Genomic DNA, 14,327 nt, shown 5'->3' on the forward strand with positions numbered 1-14,327 from the left:
TTCCGCATCTTGGCAGTCGTTTTGATTTGCTAGAATGCGGGCTTTGATTGTTACCCAGAACCATTGAATCAAAGGTTAAGAGAAATGGCTAAGGAAAAATTTGAACGTACGAAGCCGCACGTAAACGTCGGCACCATCGGTCACGTTGACCACGGTAAAACCACTCTGACTGCTGCGCTGACTCGCGTTTGTGCTGAAGTTTTCGGCGGTGAGATGAAAGCGTTCGATCAGATCGATAACGCTCCTGAAGAGCGTGAGCGTGGTATCACCATCTCTACTGCTCACGTAGAGTACGATTCTAACGAACGTCACTACGCGCACGTAGACTGCCCGGGACACGCTGACTATGTTAAAAACATGATCACCGGTGCCGCTCAGATGGACGGCGCTATCCTGGTATGTGGTGCGACTGACGGCCCTATGCCTCAGACTCGCGAGCACATCCTGCTGTCCCGTCAGGTTGGTGTACCTAACATCGTTGTATTCCTGAACAAAGCTGACCTGCTGGCTGAAGACTGCGGCGGCGTTGACTCTGAAGAATACGCTGAGATGCTGGAACTGGTTGAAATGGAAATCCGTGAGCTGCTGGACACTTACGAATTCCCGGGCGACGACACTCCAATCATCGCTGGTTCCGCTCTGATGGCCCTGAACGGCGAAGACGAAAACGAACTGGGTACTACTGCTGTTAAGAAGCTGGTAGAAACTCTGGATTCCTACATCCCAGAGCCAGAGCGTGCTATCGATCAGCCATTCCTGCTGCCAATCGAGGACGTATTCTCCATCGCTGGTCGTGGTACTGTAGTAACTGGTCGTGTTGAGCGTGGTGTCATCACTGTTGGTGAAGAAGTAGAAGTTATCGGTATCAAGGAAACCTCCAAGACTACCGTAACTGGCGTTGAAATGTTCCGTAAGCTGCTGGACGAAGGTCGTGCAGGTGAGAACGTTGGCTGTCTGCTGCGTGGTACCAAGCGTGAAGAAATCGAACGTGGTCAGTGTCTGGTTAAGCCAGGTTCTGTAACTCCGCACGCTAAGTTCGAAGCTGAAGTGTACATCCTGTCCAAAGATGAAGGTGGTCGTCACACTCCATTCTTCAAAGGCTACCGTCCACAGTTCTACTTCCGTACTACTGACGTGACCGGTAACATCGAACTGCCAGAAGGCGTTGAGATGGTAATGCCAGGCGACAACATCAACTTCATTGCTGAGCTGATCACTCCAGTTGCAATGGAAAACAACCTGCGTTTCGCTATCCGTGAAGGCGGTCGTACTGTAGGTGCTGGTGTTGTAGCTAAGATCCTGGACTAATTAGCAAGCGCTAATTGTTCGTGATCTGAACTCACCCTATAAAAACCCCGGGCATTGTTTTTAAGCAAAGCCCGGGGTTTTTTTATTTCCGGGTTCGGTGGTTGTCAGTTTGCCTTTTTTGAAGAAGGCGTGAATGGGTTGTTTACGTTCAGGCGTAGATAACAAAAAAAGAAGGAAGTAAAACTCCGTCTAATTCAGGCACTTGTCCGTATCTTGTTTATTCTTTTCTGCCGTTATTATAATTCCGGAATTTGAATGCGCAGATGATCAGGCTGTTCTTTTAATGATGGGTCAGCCCTTGTGTTGACTCGTAGTTATGTGCTTAGTACAATGCTGCGTCCTTTTTGTCCGGGCGACAATGATCGCCGGGCCTAGTTCTTTATTGATATGGTTAGAACAAGATGAGTCAAGCTCAGCAAATTCGCATTCGCCTGAAGGCTTTTGACCATCGTCTGATCGACCAGTCTACGCAGGAAATCGTTGATACTGCGAAGCGTACTGGTGCTCAGGTGCGTGGTCCAATTCCTCTGCCAACACGAAAAGAGCGTTTTACCGTACTGATTTCTCCTCACGTAAACAAAGATGCGCGTGACCAGTATGAAATCCGTACTCATAAACGCCTTCTCGATATTATCGAGCCCACCGAAAAAACCGTTGACGCACTGATGAAGCTGGACCTGGCAGCCGGCGTTGAAGTGCAGATCAGTCTCGGTTAATTGCGGCTTAGGGCGCCATTCCAGTGTGCACAAGCTTTTGTGTAACGCTCTGCAATGGGCGGCCATAGTGGGTGAAAGCCCCGTACACGAGAGAGGTTGAAATGACTATTGGATTAGTCGGCAAGAAGTGCGGTATGACCCGTATCTTCACAGAAGACGGTGCTTCTGTACCAGTCACTGTAGTTGAAGTTGATCCTAACCGTGTTACCCAGGTTAAAACTCTGGATACCGACGGTTACAACGCAATTCAGGTGACCACCGGTGCTAAGAAAAGCAGCCGTGTCATCAAGCCGGAAGCTGGCCACTTTGCTAAAGCAAAAGTTGAGGCTGGTCGTGGCTTGTGGGAATTTCGCACCGAAGAAGGCGCTAGCTTTGAGCTGGGTCAGCTGATCGGTGTAGACCTGTTCGAACAGGGTCAGAAAGTAGACGTTACTGGTCAGTCCAAAGGTAAGGGCTTCCAGGGCGGCGTTAAGCGTTGGAACTTCCACATGCAGGACGCTACTCACGGTAACTCTCTGTCTCACCGTGCTCCTGGTTCCATTGGTCAGTGTCAGACCCCGGGTCGCGTCTTCAAAGGTAAGAAGATGGCTGGTCACATGGGTGCTGAGCAAGTGACTGTACAGTCTCTGGAAATCGTTCGTGTTGACGCTGAACGTAACCTGCTGCTCATCAAAGGTGCGGTACCAGGTGCGACCGGCGCTGACGTTATCGTTAAGCCGGCTGTTAAAGCGAGCGCCTGAGGGGATTGATGATGGAACTGAATGTAACAGGTGCTGGTACGGTAGAAGTTTCTGACGTGACTTTCGGCACTGAATTCAACGAAGCTCTGGTTCACCAGGCGGTAGTTGCTTTCATGGCTGGCGCTCGTCAGGGTACCCGTGCTCAGAAAACCCGCAGCGAAGTAAGCGGCGGTGGACGCAAACCATGGCGTCAAAAAGGTACTGGTCGTGCACGTGCCGGTACTATCCGTAGCCCAATCTGGCGCGGGGGCGGCAAGGCATTTGCTGCTAAACCACAGGATCACGCTCAAAAGCTGAACAAGAAAATGTACCGCGGTGCTCTGCGTGCAATCTTGTCTGAGCTGGTTCGTCAGGAGCGTCTGGTTGTTGTTGAATCCTTCAACGCCGAAACTCCTAAGACCAAACAGATGGTCGCAAAGCTGAAAGAACTCAATGTTGAAAAAGGTCTGATCGTTTCTGAAGAAGTTGACCAGAATCTGTACCTGGCTACTCGCAACATCCCTCACGTGGATACCCGCGACGTGCAAGGCATTGATCCAGTAAGCCTGATTGCCCACGAAAAAGTTGTAATGACTGTGGCAGCCATCAAGAAGTTCGAGGAGATGCTGGGATGAACCAGGAACGTATCTACAAAGTTCTGCTTGGTCCGCACATTTCCGAGAAGGCGACCGTAGTTGCTGAAGAACACGGCCAGTACGTCTTCAAGGTAGCTAAGGACGCCACCAAGCTTGAAATCAAAAAAGCTGTTGAGCAGCTGTTTGAAGTAAGCGTCAATTCTGTTCGCACTGCCGTTGTTAAAGGCAAAACTAAGCGTACACGTTTCGGTATGGGCCAGCGCTCAGACTGGAAAAAAGCTTACGTTAGCCTGGAGCAAGGTCAGGAAATCGACTTTGCGGACGCGGAATAAGGAGTTAAAGGATGGCCGTAGTTAAATGCAAGCCGACTTCTCCGGGTCGCCGCTTCGTCGTCAAGGTCGTAAACCCTGACCTGCACAAAGGTCGCCCGCACGCGCCTTTGGTAGAGAAGAAGAGCAAGTCCGGTGGTCGTAACAACGCTGGTCGTATCACAACCCGTCATCGTGGTGGTGGTCACAAGCAGCATTACCGTATCGTAGACTTCAAGCGCAACAAGGACGGCATCCCAGCTGTTGTTGAGCGTCTGGAATACGATCCAAACCGTACCGCACACATCGCCCTGTTGAAATACATGGACGGTGAGCGTCGTTACGTGATCGCACCTAAAGGTGTGAAAGCTGGTGACGAGCTGTACTCCGGTGTCGATGCGCCTATTAAAGCGGGTAACACATTGCCGCTGCGCAATATCCCTCAGGGTTCCATCGTACATTGTGTAGAGCTGAAACCAGGTAAAGGCGCGCAGATGATTCGCAGCGCTGGTGCTTCTGCCCAGCTGGTAGCCCGTGACGGTGCCTACGTAACCCTGCGTCTGCGTTCCGGTGAAATGCGTAAAGTTCTGGCTGACTGTCGCGCCACTCTGGGCGAAGTCTCCAACAGTGAGCACAACCTGCGCTCTCTGGGTAAAGCTGGTGCCAAGCGCTGGCGCGGTGTTCGTCCGACCGTTCGTGGTGTTGCCATGAACCCGGTAGATCACCCGCATGGTGGTGGTGAAGGTCGTACTTCCGGTGGTCGTCACCCAGTGACTCCATGGGGTGTTCCGACTAAGGGTCGTAAGACTCGTTCCAACAAGCGTACGGACAAAATGATCGTACGTCGTCGCAGCGCTAAGTAAGCCTAGAGAGAGGATTCGACAGTGCCACGTTCATTGAAAAAAGGCCCATTTATCGACCTTCACCTGCTGAAGAAAGTCGAAGATGCGGCTGAAAGCGGCAACAAGCGTCCGATCAAGACCTGGTCTCGCCGCTCTATGATTATCCCTACTATGGTAGGTCTGACAATCGCTGTTCACAACGGTCGTCAGCACGTTCCTGTTTTCGTTACCGAAGACATGGTCGGCCATAAGCTGGGTGAGTTCTCTGCTACCCGCACCTATCGCGGTCACGCAGCGGACAAAAAAGCCAAGAAGCGCTAAGAGGTAAGAAATGAAAGAAGTAGCTGCTATCCATAAAGGCGCTCGCATTTCTGCCCAGAAAGCGCGTCTGGTTGCTGACCAGGTTCGCGGTAAAGCAGTAAGCGAAGCCCTGGACCTGCTGGCTTTCAGCCCGAAAAAGGCTGCTGAGCTGGTTAAGAAGGTTCTGGAGTCTGCTATTGCAAACGCCGAACACAACGAAGGCATGGACATTGATGAGCTGAAAGTCTCCACCATCTATGTAGATGAAGCGATGACTATGAAGCGTATTCGTCCGCGTGCCAAAGGCCGCGCTGATCGCATTCTCAAGCGGTCTTGCCATATCACGGTTAAGGTTGCAGAGGTCTAAGGAGCGATCAGATGGGTCAAAAAGTACATCCTAACGGGATTCGACTGGGCATCGTAAAACCTCACAGATCTGTGTGGTTTGCTGAAGGTCAAGAGTATGCTGACAAGCTGATCTCTGATCTGGAAGTTCGTGAATTCCTGCAGAAGAAGCTGAAGAACGCTTCTGTAAGCCGTATCGACATTCAGCGTCCAGCGCAGAGTGCTCGGGTTACCATTCACACTGCCCGTCCAGGCATCGTGATCGGTAAGAAAGGTGAAGATGTTGAGAAGCTGCGTCAGGCAGTTACCAAGATGATGGGCGTACCTGTCCACATCAACATCGAAGAAGTTCGTAAGCCAGAACTCGATGCTATGCTGGTTGCTCAGTCTATCGCTGGCCAGCTGGAGCGTCGCGTAATGTTCCGTCGCGCTATGAAGCGCTCCGTTCAGAACGCTATGCGTCTGGGCGCGAAAGGTATCAAGGTTCAGATCGGTGGCCGTCTGGGCGGTGCAGAAATTGCCCGTTCCGAATGGTACCGTGAAGGTCGCGTACCTCTGCACACCCTGCGTGCAGATATCGACTACGCTACCTACGAAGCCAAGACTACCTACGGTATTCTGGGTGTTAAAGTTTGGATCTTCAAAGGCGAAGTGATTGGCGGAATGGCGGCTGTTGAACAGCAGGCTAAGGAGCCAGCGAAGCGTCCTAAGAAGAGACAACCTAAGAAGTAAGGAGCGCGGTAATGTTACAGCCAAAGCGTACGAAGTTTCGTAAGCAGCAAAAGGGTCGCAATCGCGGCCTGGCACACCGCGGCTCCAAAGTTAGCTTCGGTGAATACGCATTGAAGGCCACTGGTCGTGGACGTATAACTGCTCGCCAGATTGAAGCAGCTCGTCGTGCCATGACTCGTCACATCAAGCGTGGTGGTAAGATCTGGATTCGCGTCTTCCCTGACAAGCCTATCTCCAAGAAACCTCTTGAGGTTCGTATGGGTAAAGGTAAGGGTAGTGTCGAGTACTGGGTAGCACAGATCCAGCCGGGTCGAGTCCTGTACGAGATGGAAGGTGTATCCGAAGAACTGGCTCGTGAGGCATTTGCTCTGGCTGCTGCCAAGCTGCCTGTTGAGACCACCTTCGTTAAGCGGAGCGTGATGTGATGAAAGCAGCTGAATTGCGTGAAAAAACCGTTGAGCAGCTCAATGAAGAGCTGATCAGCCTGCTGCGGGATCAATTTAACTTCCGCATGCAGAAAGCGACTGGCCAGCTGAATCAGACTCACCTGATGAAGCAAAACCAGCGCGACATTGCCCGTATTAAGACGGTGCTGAATGAGAAGGCAGGTATCTAAAGATGGCTGAAGTCAAGAAAGTCCGTACTCTGACCGGCAAGGTTGTGAGCGACAAGATGGACAAGACCGTCACTGTCCTCATTGAACGCCGTGTTAAACATCCGCTGTACGGTAAAATCGTAAAGCGGTCCACCAAGTTGCACGCGCACGATGAAAACAACGAATGTCGTATGGGCGACATCGTGACCATCAAGGAAACACGTCCTTTGTCTAAGTCCAAGACATTTGAACTCGTTTCCATTGATGAGCGTGCTACTCAAATATAAGGCCAGGGTTCTCAGACTCTGAGTAACGTTAGCCTCTAGCTGTCACGCCAGATGGCTTCAGGATGGCCGGTTGCACTAACCAACCAGTGTTGTGTGGCCGGTCAGTCATTACGCAGATTAGCGAGTACCAGTCTGCAGTTTGGGCTTGGAGAATAAGCATGATCCAGACAGAATCTCAACTCGAAGTAGCCGATAACTCCGGCGCTCGTCGAGTACAGTGTATTAAGGTGTTGGGTGGTTCCCATCGCCGCTACGCCCACATTGGCGACATCATCAAAGTATCCGTTAAGGAAGCTATTCCTCGCGGTAAGGTCAAGAAAGGCCAGGTGATGAACGCTGTTGTGGTACGTACCAAAAAAGGTGTACGTCGTCCAGACGGTTCCCTGATTCGCTTCGATGGCAACGCTGCCGTTCTGTTGAACGCAAGCAACCAGCCAATCGGTACCCGTATCTTTGGCCCGGTGACTCGTGAATTGCGCGGTGAGCAGTTCATGAAGATCATTTCTCTGGCGCCAGAAGTACTGTAAGGGAGCAGGAAATGAAAAAGATCCGTCGTGATGACGAAGTCATCGTAATCGCTGGCAAGGACAAAGGTAAGCGCGGTAAAGTGCTGACCGTTCGTGCTGACGGTAAACTGATTGTTTCTGGCATCAATATGATGAAGAAACATCAGAAGCCTAACCCAATGTTGGGCACCCCGGGTGGAATCGTAGAAAAGGAAGCTGCTATTCAGGCTTCCAATGTTGCGATCCTGAACACAGAAACCGACAAGGCTGATCGTGTTGGCTTCGCTATCTCTGAAGATGGCAAAAAGCAGCGCGTGTTCAAGTCCACTGGCAAGCCGGTTGACGCGTAAGGGGTGGTATAGAATGGCAAATTTTAAGACTAAGTACCGTGAAGAAATCCGCGCCAAGCTCAAAGAAGAGCTGGGCCTGGCCAACATTCACGAAGTACCGCGCATCACCAAAATCACCCTGAACATGGGTGTGGGTGAAGCGATCGGTGACAAGAAAGTCATCGAGCACGCTGTTTCCGATATGGAAAAGATTGCTGGTCAAAAAGCAGTAGTAACCAAAGCTCGCAAATCTGTTGCTGGCTTCAAGGTTCGCGAAGGCTGGCCAATCGGTGTCAAAGTGACACTGCGTGACGAACGTATGTACGAATTCCTGGAACGTCTGGTAGACATCGCTCTGCCACGTGTTCGCGACTTCCGTGGTGTAAGCCCGAAGTCCTTTGACGGTCGTGGCAACTACAGCATGGGCGTTAAAGAACAGATCATCTTCCCGGAAGTTGACTACGATAAAATCGACACTCTGCGCGGTCTGGACATTACCATGACCACTACCGCCAAGAGTGATGACGAAGGCCGTGCTCTGCTGCGTGCTTTCAACTTCCCATTCCGTAACTGATAAAGGTACGAGCTTATGGCTAAAGTATCCATGAAGCAGCGGGAGTTGAAGCGTCAGCGCACCGTTGCCAAGTATGCTGAGAAGCGCGCCGCTCTGAAGGCGATCATCAACCACCCAAACAGCTCCGACGACGAGCGCTGGGACGCACTGGTTGCGATGCAAAAGCAACCACGTGACGCCAGCTCCTCCCGTCTGCGTAACCGTTGTCGTGTGACAGGTCGTCCACACGGCTACCTGCGCAAGTTCGGTCTGAGCCGCATCAAGCTGCGTGAAGCAGCGATGCGTGGTGATGTTCCAGGTCTGGTTAAGGCCAGCTGGTAAGCGCGTTTCATCTTCTGGAGAGATAGATAATGAGTATGCAGGACCCGTTAGCAGATATGCTAACTCGTATCCGTAATGCCCAGATGGCAGAACATGCTTCTGTTGAAATTCCTTCTTCCAAGGTTAAGGCTGCAGTAGCCAAAGTCTTGAAAGAGGAAGGTTACATTACTGACTTTCGTGTAGAAGGCGAGATCCAGAAATCTCTGGTTATCGACCTGAAATACTACGAAGGTAAGCCGGTTATTGAAAACCTGAAGCGCGTAAGCCGTCCGGGTCTGCGTTCTTACACCGGTAAAGAAGAGCTGCCTAAGGTCAATGGCGGCCTGGGTATCGCTATCGTTTCTACCAACAAAGGTGTAATGACCGATCGCGCTGCCCGTGCAGCCGGTGTTGGTGGCGAAATCCTTTGCACCGTATTCTAAGGGAGGGTTGATATGTCTCGAGTAGCTAAAAGCCCAGTAGAAATCCCTGCCGGTGTTGAAGTTAAGCTGAATGGCCAGAACATCTCTATCAAGGGATCTAAAGGCCAGCTGGATCTGAACATCCACGCGAATGTTGTCGTAAGCCAGGAAGACAAAGTCCTGACTTTCGCTCCACGTGATGGTGCCAAGCACTCCCGTGCCCTGGCAGGTACCACTCGTGCGCTGGTGAACAACATGGTAACCGGCGTTACTGCTGGCTTCGAGAAGAAGCTGCAGCTGGTTGGTGTTGGTTACCGTGCACAGACTAAGGGTAAAACCCTGAACCTGTCTCTTGGTTTCTCTCATCCAGTGGACTACACCATGCCTGAGGGTGTGACTGCGGAAACTCCAAGCCAGACTGAAGTCGTTATCAAAGGTATCGACAAGCAGCTGGTTGGACAGGTTGCTGCGGAAATCCGCGAATTCCGTCGTCCTGAGCCATACAAAGGCAAGGGTGTCCGCTACGCCGACGAACACGTTCGTCGTAAAGAAGCCAAGAAAAAGTAAGGTAGGGTGACATCATGATGGATAAGAACTCTGCTCGCCTGCGTCGTGCTCGCCGTGCTCGTATGAAAATGCGTGAACTGGGTGTTAACCGCCTGACCGTTCACCGTTCTTCTCAGCACATGTATGCACAGGTGATTGCCCCTGAGGGTGACAAAGTGTTGGCTGCGGCCTCCACTGTCGAGAAGGAGCTGCGTGCTGAAGCCACCAGTAATGTTGAAGCTGCTAAGAAAGTAGGCGCTCTGGTTGCAGAACGTGCTAAAGCCGCTGGCGTTACCAAGGTTGCTTTTGACCGCTCCGGTTACAAATATCACGGTCGTGTGAAGGCGCTTGCTGACGCTGCCCGTGAAGCCGGTCTGGAATTCTGAGGGTAGGCATCATGGCAAAAGATGAGCGTAAACAACCGCAAAACGACGAAGGTCTGATTGAGAAGCTGGTACAGGTTAACCGAGTAGCCAAAGTGGTGAAAGGTGGTCGTATCTTCGGCTTCACAGCTCTGACCGTGGTAGGCGATGGTAAAGGTAAAGTAGGTTTTGGTCGTGGTAAGGCGCGTGAAGTGCCGGTAGCGATCCAGAAAGCTATGGAATCTGCTCGCCGCAACATGATTCAGGTTGACCTGAACGGTGACACTCTGCAGTACCCTGTGAAAGCCCGTCACGGTGCTTCCAAGGTTTACATGCAGCCTGCTTCCCAGGGTACTGGTGTAATTGCCGGTGGTGCTATGCGTGCCGTTCTGGAAGTCGCTGGCGTACACAACGTACTGGCTAAGTGCTACGGTTCCACCAACCCGGTTAACGTTGTATACGCGACCTTCAAAGGTCTGCGTGACATGCGTTCTCCTGAAGGTGTGGCAGCTAAGCGTGGCCTGTCCGTAGAAGAAATTCTGGGGAACTAAGTCATGGCTAAGAAGATGATCACTGTAAAGCTCATTAAGAGCACCAACGGTCGCCTCGAAAGCCACAAGGCTTGCGTCCGTGGCCTGGGTCTGCGTCGCATCAACCACACCGTTGAAGTGGAAGACACTCCTTCCGTGCGCGGCATGATCAACAAGGTATCTTACCTCGTTAAGGTCGAAGGAGAATAACATGCGTCTGAATACTCTGAGTCCAGCTGAAGGTTCTCGTAAAGAGCGCCAGCGCGTTGGTCGTGGTATCGGTTCCGGTCTGGGTAAGACCGGTGGCCGCGGTCACAAAGGTCAGAAGTCTCGCTCCGGCGGCTCTGTGAAGCCTGGTTTCGAAGGCGGTCAGCAGCCATTGCAGCGTCGTCTGCCTAAGTACGGCTTTACCTCTCGTACAGCTCGCTTCTGTGCAGAAATTCGTTTGCACGAACTGGCTAAGGTTGAATCCGAAGTGATCGACCTGGCTGCTCTGAAAGCTGCGAACCTGATCGGCGGTAGCATCCTGCGAGCTAAAGTGGTACTGTCCGGCGAACTGAATAAAGCCGTAACCCTGAAAGGGTTGGCAGCTACTAAAGGCGCTCGCGCCGCGATCGAAGCTGCTGGTGGTAAGATCGAGGACTAAATGGCTAAGACACTACCTGTTGGGAATCAAAGCGGGTTAAACGAGCTCTGGTCTCGTTTAAAGTTCGTATTTTTGGCGATCCTGGTTTATCGGATCGGTGCGCACATTCCAGTTCCGGGCATCAACCCTGATGCCCTGGCCAGAATGTTTCAGCAAAATGAAGGTACAATCCTGGGCCTGTTCAACATGTTCTCCGGCGGTGCGCTGGAACGCATGTCGGTACTGGCACTGGGTATCATGCCTTACATTTCGGCGTCCATCATCATTCAGTTGATGACTGTGGTCAGTCCGCAGCTCGAACAACTGAAAAAGGAAGGCGAGGCCGGACGACGAAAGATCAGCCAATATACACGCTACCTGACGGTGTGTCTGGCGTTCGTCCAGGGTATGGGTATGACCGTAGGTCTGGCCAACCAGGGCGTCGCCTTCAATCCTGATTTCGGTTTCTATCTGGTGGCTGTCGTCACCTTCGTAACCGGAGCCGTATTTATGATGTGGCTCGGTGAGCAGGTTACCGAAAGAGGGATTGGCAATGGCATATCGATACTGATTTTCGCTGGTATTGTCGCCGGTCTGCCGACTGCAATCGGGCGTTCTTTCGAGTCCGCCCGTCAGGGTGATATCAACATTCTGGCATTGCTCACAGTTGCGTTTCTTGCAATCGCAGTTATCGCCTTTGTCGTGTTCATGGAACGCGGTCAACGTCGTATTACTGTCAATTACGCCAAGCGTCAGCAAGGTCGTAAAGTGTTTGCGGCACAGAGCAGCCATTTGCCTCTGAAAGTGAATATGGCGGGTGTTATCCCGGCGATATTCGCTTCCAGCCTGCTGCTGTTCCCTGCGTCTATTGCGCAGTGGTTCGGTCAGGGCGAAGGCATGGGTTGGCTTCAGGACATCGCTATGGCGTTGGGCCCGGGTCAGCCGCTGAATATCATTCTGTTCTCGGCAGGCATTGTCTTCTTCTGCTTCTTCTACACTGCCCTGGTCTTCAATCCGAAAGACGTGGCAGACAACCTGAAGAAGTCTGGTGCATTCATCCCGGGCATTCGCCCAGGTGAGCAGTCTGCACGATATATTGATGGCGTTCTGACTCGTCTGACGATGTTCGGTGCCATCTACATGACAGCAGTGTGCCTGTTACCTCAGTTCCTGGTAGTTTGGGCTAACGTACCTTTCTACCTTGGTGGTACCAGCTTGCTGATCGTCGTTGTGGTTGTCATGGATACCATGGCTCAGGTGCAGTCTCACCTGATGTCGCACCAGTACGAATCACTGCTGAAAAAATCCAATCTTAAGGGCTACGGTGGTGGTGGCCTGACCCGCTAAGTCGGGTTCTGCACTGCCCCGGTTCTGCAACGATGGTGGAGTGAATAATGAAAGTACGTGCGTCGGTAAAAAAAATCTGCCGTAACTGCAAGATCATCAAGCGCAAAGGCGCTGTACGTGTGATCTGCGTTGAGCCACGTCACAAGCAGCGTCAAGGTTAATTGTCGTGCAAAGCTCTGCGGAGTTTTGCATAATAAGAAGTCTTTGGCTCTTGCTTCCCGAACAAGTAGTTGCTCAGACAAACTGTTCGAAAAGTGGCTTATGAAGTTGCTGATAAAAAGCATCTTCAGGCAAAACCAACCGCTCATGTTTGACATGAGCGGTTGTGTTTTATCGAAGGGGAGATTAGAATCTCCGCCTTTCGACCTGTCAGTCATGAAATGGCTGGCACAATCAGCTGATTCATATTCTGAACAGGCTGATTTACGTTGTCCGCCTTTGGATAGCGAGTAGATATTCGCACTGGCTTTTGAGCCAGCTTATCTACAAGGCGAAAACAGCCGTGAACTCAAAAGATAGTTAGCAAATCGCAAACTATGCACTCACGGAAAAAACAAACGGAGACGATTGAATGGCCCGTATTGCTGGCGTCAACATCCCGGATAACAAACACGCTGTTATCTCGTTGACCTACATATTCGGCATTGGTAAGCCAACAGCTAAACAGCTGTGTGAAGCTACTGGCGTTAAGCCAGATGCCAAGATCGCTGACCTGAGCGAAGAGCAACTGGAATCCCTGCGTGGTGAAGTTGCCAAGCTGGACACCGAAGGTGACCTGCGTCGTGAAATCAGCATGAACATTAAGCGCCTGATGGATCTGGGTTGCTACCGTGGTATCCGCCACCGTCGCAGTCTGCCAGTTCGTGGTCAGCGCTCCAAGACGAATGCTCGCACCCGTAAGGGCCCGCGCAAGCCAATTCGTAAGTAAGTATTTTTAGAACTGGTTAAGTCCGTTCTTATGACACAGGATTTATTCTGATATGGCAAAGCCAGGTACTCGCTCACGTAAAAAGGTTAAAAAGACAGTCGTAGATGGGATTGCCCATATTCACGCTTCTTTTAACAACACTATCGTGACAATTACCGACCGCCAGGGTAATGCGTTGGCATGGGCAACTTCCGGTGGCTCCGGCTTCCGTGGTTCCCGTAAGAGCACACCGTTCGCTGCACAGGTTGCTGCTGAACGTGCTGGTCGCGCGGCCGCTGAATACGGTCTGAAGAATCTGGATGTATGCGTGAAAGGACCTGGTCCTGGCCGCGAATCCGCTGTACGCGCTCTGAATGCATGTGGCTACAAGATCACTAACATCACTGATGTTACCCCGATCCCACATAACGGTTGCCGCCCGCCTAAGAAGCGTCGAGTATAAGCAGGAGACGATATAAATGGCTAGATATATTGGTCCAAAGTGCAAACTGTCTCGTCGTGAAGGCACCGATCTCTTCCTGAAGAGTGGTGTTCGCGCACTCGAGTCAAAGTGCAAAGCAGAAATTCCTCCTGGCCAGCATGGCCAGCGTCGTGGTCGTCTGTCTGACTACGGTGTACAGCTGCGTGAAAAGCAGAAAGTTCGTCGCATCTACGGCGTTCTGGAAAAGCAGTTCCGTAACTACTACAAAGACGCAGACCGCCTGAAGGGTGCTACCGGTTCAAACCTGTTGCAACTTCTGGAGTCTCGCCTTGATAATGTAGTTTACCGCATGGGATTTGGTTCCACCCGTGCTGAAGCACGTCAGCTGGTAAGCCACAAGGCTATCCTGGTTAACGGTAAGACTGTGAACATTCCTTCTTACAAGGTGGTTCCAGGCGACGTTATCGCTATCCGTGAGAAGTCTCGAAACCAGCTGCGTATTAATGCAGCACTCGAATTGGCAGCTCAGCGCGGGTTCTCTACCTGGGTTGAAGTAGACGCCAAGAAGAAGGAAGGTACCTTCAAGGTGCTGCCCGAGCGGAGTGATCTCGCAGCGGACATCAACGAGAACTTGATCGTCGAGCTGTACTCCAAGTAAGGGATAGACAGTTAGGTGGGGTGTAACATCC

Annotated in this window: 27 protein-coding genes; all 27 read left to right on the forward strand. The window is 51.7% G+C overall.

The features are described from left to right. Positions 1-84: 84 nt before the first annotated feature. The 27 genes from tuf (at position 85) to rpsD (ending at position 14,296) form a co-directional block, all read left to right on the forward strand. Positions 85-1,308 (forward strand): elongation factor Tu, encoded by a 1,224-nt coding sequence (gene tuf / locus NX720_RS13290; RefSeq protein ID WP_262595310.1) that lies wholly within the window; start codon positions 85-87, stop codon positions 1,306-1,308. Between the two features lie 401 nt (positions 1,309-1,709). Next, positions 1,710-2,024, forward strand: a complete 315-nt coding sequence (rpsJ, locus tag NX720_RS13295) for a 30S ribosomal protein S10 (protein WP_034841731.1) — start codon at positions 1,710-1,712, stop codon at positions 2,022-2,024. A 101-nt stretch (positions 2,025-2,125) separates the two neighbouring features. Next, entirely contained in the window at positions 2,126-2,764 is a 639-nt protein-coding gene (rplC, locus tag NX720_RS13300; protein ID WP_262595311.1) for a 50S ribosomal protein L3, read from the forward strand. Between the two features lie 11 nt (positions 2,765-2,775). Further along, entirely contained in the window at positions 2,776-3,378 is a 603-nt protein-coding gene (gene rplD / locus NX720_RS13305; protein ID WP_262601574.1) for a 50S ribosomal protein L4, read from the forward strand. Continuing rightward, positions 3,375-3,671, forward strand: a complete 297-nt coding sequence (rplW, locus tag NX720_RS13310; protein ID WP_034877904.1) for a 50S ribosomal protein L23 — start codon at positions 3,375-3,377, stop codon at positions 3,669-3,671. The genes rplD and rplW overlap by 4 nt, the downstream gene beginning before the upstream one ends. A gap of 11 nt (positions 3,672-3,682) precedes the next feature. After that, positions 3,683-4,510 (forward strand): 50S ribosomal protein L2, encoded by an 828-nt coding sequence (rplB, locus tag NX720_RS13315; protein WP_034877905.1) that lies wholly within the window; start codon positions 3,683-3,685, stop codon positions 4,508-4,510. A gap of 21 nt (positions 4,511-4,531) precedes the next feature. Then, positions 4,532-4,810: a 30S ribosomal protein S19 gene (rpsS, locus tag NX720_RS13320; protein ID WP_034877906.1), complete on the forward strand. Its 279-nt coding sequence runs from the start codon at positions 4,532-4,534 to the stop codon at positions 4,808-4,810. Between the two features lie 10 nt (positions 4,811-4,820). After that, entirely contained in the window at positions 4,821-5,156 is a 336-nt protein-coding gene (gene rplV / locus NX720_RS13325; protein WP_034877907.1) for a 50S ribosomal protein L22, read from the forward strand. An 11-nt stretch (positions 5,157-5,167) separates the two neighbouring features. Further along, positions 5,168-5,866 carry a 30S ribosomal protein S3 gene (gene rpsC / locus NX720_RS13330; protein WP_034877908.1) on the forward strand — a complete coding sequence of 233 codons (699 nt, stop codon included), beginning with the start codon at positions 5,168-5,170 and terminating at the stop codon, positions 5,864-5,866. Positions 5,867-5,877: 11 nt separating this feature from the next. After that, a complete protein-coding gene (rplP, locus tag NX720_RS13335) occupies positions 5,878-6,291 on the forward strand; it encodes a 50S ribosomal protein L16 (RefSeq protein ID WP_034877909.1) in 414 nt (137 codons plus the stop codon). Further along, entirely contained in the window at positions 6,291-6,482 is a 192-nt protein-coding gene (gene rpmC, locus NX720_RS13340; RefSeq protein WP_262565548.1) for a 50S ribosomal protein L29, read from the forward strand. Before rplP ends, rpmC begins: the two co-directional genes overlap by 1 nt. 2 nt (positions 6,483-6,484) lie before the next feature. Further along, entirely contained in the window at positions 6,485-6,748 is a 264-nt protein-coding gene (gene rpsQ, locus NX720_RS13345) for a 30S ribosomal protein S17 (RefSeq protein WP_262595312.1), read from the forward strand. 158 nt (positions 6,749-6,906) lie between these two features. Next, positions 6,907-7,275, forward strand: a complete 369-nt coding sequence (gene rplN / locus NX720_RS13350) for a 50S ribosomal protein L14 (RefSeq protein WP_034877912.1) — start codon at positions 6,907-6,909, stop codon at positions 7,273-7,275. An 11-nt stretch (positions 7,276-7,286) separates the two neighbouring features. Beyond that, on the forward strand, positions 7,287-7,604 hold the full coding sequence (rplX, locus tag NX720_RS13355; RefSeq protein ID WP_262565549.1) for a 50S ribosomal protein L24: 318 nt from the start codon (positions 7,287-7,289) through the stop codon (positions 7,602-7,604). A 13-nt stretch (positions 7,605-7,617) separates the two neighbouring features. Beyond that, positions 7,618-8,157, forward strand: coding sequence for a 50S ribosomal protein L5 (rplE, locus tag NX720_RS13360; RefSeq protein WP_034877914.1), 540 nt, complete (start codon positions 7,618-7,620; stop codon positions 8,155-8,157). Positions 8,158-8,172: 15 nt separating this feature from the next. Next, positions 8,173-8,478, forward strand: a complete 306-nt coding sequence (rpsN, locus tag NX720_RS13365; protein WP_034877915.1) for a 30S ribosomal protein S14 — start codon at positions 8,173-8,175, stop codon at positions 8,476-8,478. A gap of 29 nt (positions 8,479-8,507) precedes the next feature. Next, the gene (gene rpsH, locus NX720_RS13370) at positions 8,508-8,900 is read left to right on the forward strand and encodes a 30S ribosomal protein S8 (RefSeq protein WP_034877916.1); all 393 of its coding nucleotides are present in this window, start codon (positions 8,508-8,510) and stop codon (positions 8,898-8,900) included. Positions 8,901-8,912: 12 nt separating this feature from the next. Beyond that, entirely contained in the window at positions 8,913-9,446 is a 534-nt protein-coding gene (gene rplF / locus NX720_RS13375) for a 50S ribosomal protein L6 (RefSeq protein WP_262565550.1), read from the forward strand. A 14-nt stretch (positions 9,447-9,460) separates the two neighbouring features. Continuing rightward, on the forward strand, positions 9,461-9,811 hold the full coding sequence (rplR, locus tag NX720_RS13380; RefSeq protein WP_262595313.1) for a 50S ribosomal protein L18: 351 nt from the start codon (positions 9,461-9,463) through the stop codon (positions 9,809-9,811). 11 nt (positions 9,812-9,822) lie between these two features. Next, positions 9,823-10,338, forward strand: a complete 516-nt coding sequence (gene rpsE / locus NX720_RS13385; protein WP_262595314.1) for a 30S ribosomal protein S5 — start codon at positions 9,823-9,825, stop codon at positions 10,336-10,338. A gap of 3 nt (positions 10,339-10,341) precedes the next feature. Then, positions 10,342-10,527 carry a 50S ribosomal protein L30 gene (gene rpmD / locus NX720_RS13390; protein WP_404830991.1) on the forward strand — a complete coding sequence of 62 codons (186 nt, stop codon included), beginning with the start codon at positions 10,342-10,344 and terminating at the stop codon, positions 10,525-10,527. Between the two features lies 1 nt (position 10,528). After that, positions 10,529-10,963 (forward strand): 50S ribosomal protein L15, encoded by a 435-nt coding sequence (gene rplO, locus NX720_RS13395; protein WP_262595315.1) that lies wholly within the window; start codon positions 10,529-10,531, stop codon positions 10,961-10,963. Beyond that, positions 10,964-12,289: a preprotein translocase subunit SecY gene (gene secY, locus NX720_RS13400; protein ID WP_262595316.1), complete on the forward strand. Its 1,326-nt coding sequence runs from the start codon at positions 10,964-10,966 to the stop codon at positions 12,287-12,289. It begins immediately after the preceding gene. A gap of 47 nt (positions 12,290-12,336) precedes the next feature. Next, complete coding sequence (gene rpmJ, locus NX720_RS13405; RefSeq protein ID WP_082212274.1) at positions 12,337-12,450, forward strand: 50S ribosomal protein L36; 114 nt, start codon at positions 12,337-12,339, stop codon at positions 12,448-12,450. 410 nt (positions 12,451-12,860) lie between these two features. After that, complete coding sequence (rpsM, locus tag NX720_RS13410) at positions 12,861-13,217, forward strand: 30S ribosomal protein S13 (RefSeq protein ID WP_262595317.1); 357 nt, start codon at positions 12,861-12,863, stop codon at positions 13,215-13,217. A 52-nt stretch (positions 13,218-13,269) separates the two neighbouring features. Beyond that, complete coding sequence (rpsK, locus tag NX720_RS13415) at positions 13,270-13,659, forward strand: 30S ribosomal protein S11 (RefSeq protein WP_034877924.1); 390 nt, start codon at positions 13,270-13,272, stop codon at positions 13,657-13,659. Positions 13,660-13,675: 16 nt separating this feature from the next. Beyond that, the gene (gene rpsD / locus NX720_RS13420; protein ID WP_262595318.1) at positions 13,676-14,296 is read left to right on the forward strand and encodes a 30S ribosomal protein S4; all 621 of its coding nucleotides are present in this window, start codon (positions 13,676-13,678) and stop codon (positions 14,294-14,296) included. Positions 14,297-14,327: the final 31 nt, after the last annotated feature.

This window comes from Endozoicomonas euniceicola, assembly GCF_025562755.1.
GTDB lineage: Bacteria > Pseudomonadota > Gammaproteobacteria > Pseudomonadales > Endozoicomonadaceae > Endozoicomonas_A > Endozoicomonas_A euniceicola.

What these genes read in the sequence shown, in the direction of transcription:
- rplB (WP_034877905.1), top strand. Translation starts at nt 3,683, where the DNA reads ATGGCCGTAGTTAAATGCAAGCCGACTTCTCCGGGTCGCCGCTTCGTC.
- rplR (WP_262595313.1), top strand. Translation starts at nt 9,461, where the DNA reads ATGATGGATAAGAACTCTGCTCGCCTGCGTCGTGCTCGCCGTGCTCGT.
- rplO (WP_262595315.1), top strand. Translation starts at nt 10,529, where the DNA reads ATGCGTCTGAATACTCTGAGTCCAGCTGAAGGTTCTCGTAAAGAGCGC.
- rplW (WP_034877904.1), top strand. Translation starts at nt 3,375, where the DNA reads ATGAACCAGGAACGTATCTACAAAGTTCTGCTTGGTCCGCACATTTCC.
- rpsN (WP_034877915.1), top strand. Translation starts at nt 8,173, where the DNA reads ATGGCTAAAGTATCCATGAAGCAGCGGGAGTTGAAGCGTCAGCGCACC.
- secY (WP_262595316.1), top strand. Translation starts at nt 10,964, where the DNA reads ATGGCTAAGACACTACCTGTTGGGAATCAAAGCGGGTTAAACGAGCTC.
- rplE (WP_034877914.1), top strand. Translation starts at nt 7,618, where the DNA reads ATGGCAAATTTTAAGACTAAGTACCGTGAAGAAATCCGCGCCAAGCTC.
- rpsM (WP_262595317.1), top strand. Translation starts at nt 12,861, where the DNA reads ATGGCCCGTATTGCTGGCGTCAACATCCCGGATAACAAACACGCTGTT.
- rplC (WP_262595311.1), top strand. Translation starts at nt 2,126, where the DNA reads ATGACTATTGGATTAGTCGGCAAGAAGTGCGGTATGACCCGTATCTTC.
- rplP (WP_034877909.1), top strand. Translation starts at nt 5,878, where the DNA reads ATGTTACAGCCAAAGCGTACGAAGTTTCGTAAGCAGCAAAAGGGTCGC.
- rpmC (WP_262565548.1), top strand. Translation starts at nt 6,291, where the DNA reads ATGAAAGCAGCTGAATTGCGTGAAAAAACCGTTGAGCAGCTCAATGAA.
- rplX (WP_262565549.1), top strand. Translation starts at nt 7,287, where the DNA reads ATGAAAAAGATCCGTCGTGATGACGAAGTCATCGTAATCGCTGGCAAG.
- rplV (WP_034877907.1), top strand. Translation starts at nt 4,821, where the DNA reads ATGAAAGAAGTAGCTGCTATCCATAAAGGCGCTCGCATTTCTGCCCAG.
- rpsK (WP_034877924.1), top strand. Translation starts at nt 13,270, where the DNA reads ATGGCAAAGCCAGGTACTCGCTCACGTAAAAAGGTTAAAAAGACAGTC.
- rpsH (WP_034877916.1), top strand. Translation starts at nt 8,508, where the DNA reads ATGAGTATGCAGGACCCGTTAGCAGATATGCTAACTCGTATCCGTAAT.
- rpsJ (WP_034841731.1), top strand. Translation starts at nt 1,710, where the DNA reads ATGAGTCAAGCTCAGCAAATTCGCATTCGCCTGAAGGCTTTTGACCAT.
- rpsD (WP_262595318.1), top strand. Translation starts at nt 13,676, where the DNA reads ATGGCTAGATATATTGGTCCAAAGTGCAAACTGTCTCGTCGTGAAGGC.
- rplD (WP_262601574.1), top strand. Translation starts at nt 2,776, where the DNA reads ATGGAACTGAATGTAACAGGTGCTGGTACGGTAGAAGTTTCTGACGTG.
- rpmJ (WP_082212274.1), top strand. Translation starts at nt 12,337, where the DNA reads ATGAAAGTACGTGCGTCGGTAAAAAAAATCTGCCGTAACTGCAAGATC.
- tuf (WP_262595310.1), top strand. Translation starts at nt 85, where the DNA reads ATGGCTAAGGAAAAATTTGAACGTACGAAGCCGCACGTAAACGTCGGC.
- rpsC (WP_034877908.1), top strand. Translation starts at nt 5,168, where the DNA reads ATGGGTCAAAAAGTACATCCTAACGGGATTCGACTGGGCATCGTAAAA.
- rpmD (WP_404830991.1), top strand. Translation starts at nt 10,342, where the DNA reads ATGGCTAAGAAGATGATCACTGTAAAGCTCATTAAGAGCACCAACGGT.
- rplN (WP_034877912.1), top strand. Translation starts at nt 6,907, where the DNA reads ATGATCCAGACAGAATCTCAACTCGAAGTAGCCGATAACTCCGGCGCT.
- rpsE (WP_262595314.1), top strand. Translation starts at nt 9,823, where the DNA reads ATGGCAAAAGATGAGCGTAAACAACCGCAAAACGACGAAGGTCTGATT.
- rplF (WP_262565550.1), top strand. Translation starts at nt 8,913, where the DNA reads ATGTCTCGAGTAGCTAAAAGCCCAGTAGAAATCCCTGCCGGTGTTGAA.
- rpsQ (WP_262595312.1), top strand. Translation starts at nt 6,485, where the DNA reads ATGGCTGAAGTCAAGAAAGTCCGTACTCTGACCGGCAAGGTTGTGAGC.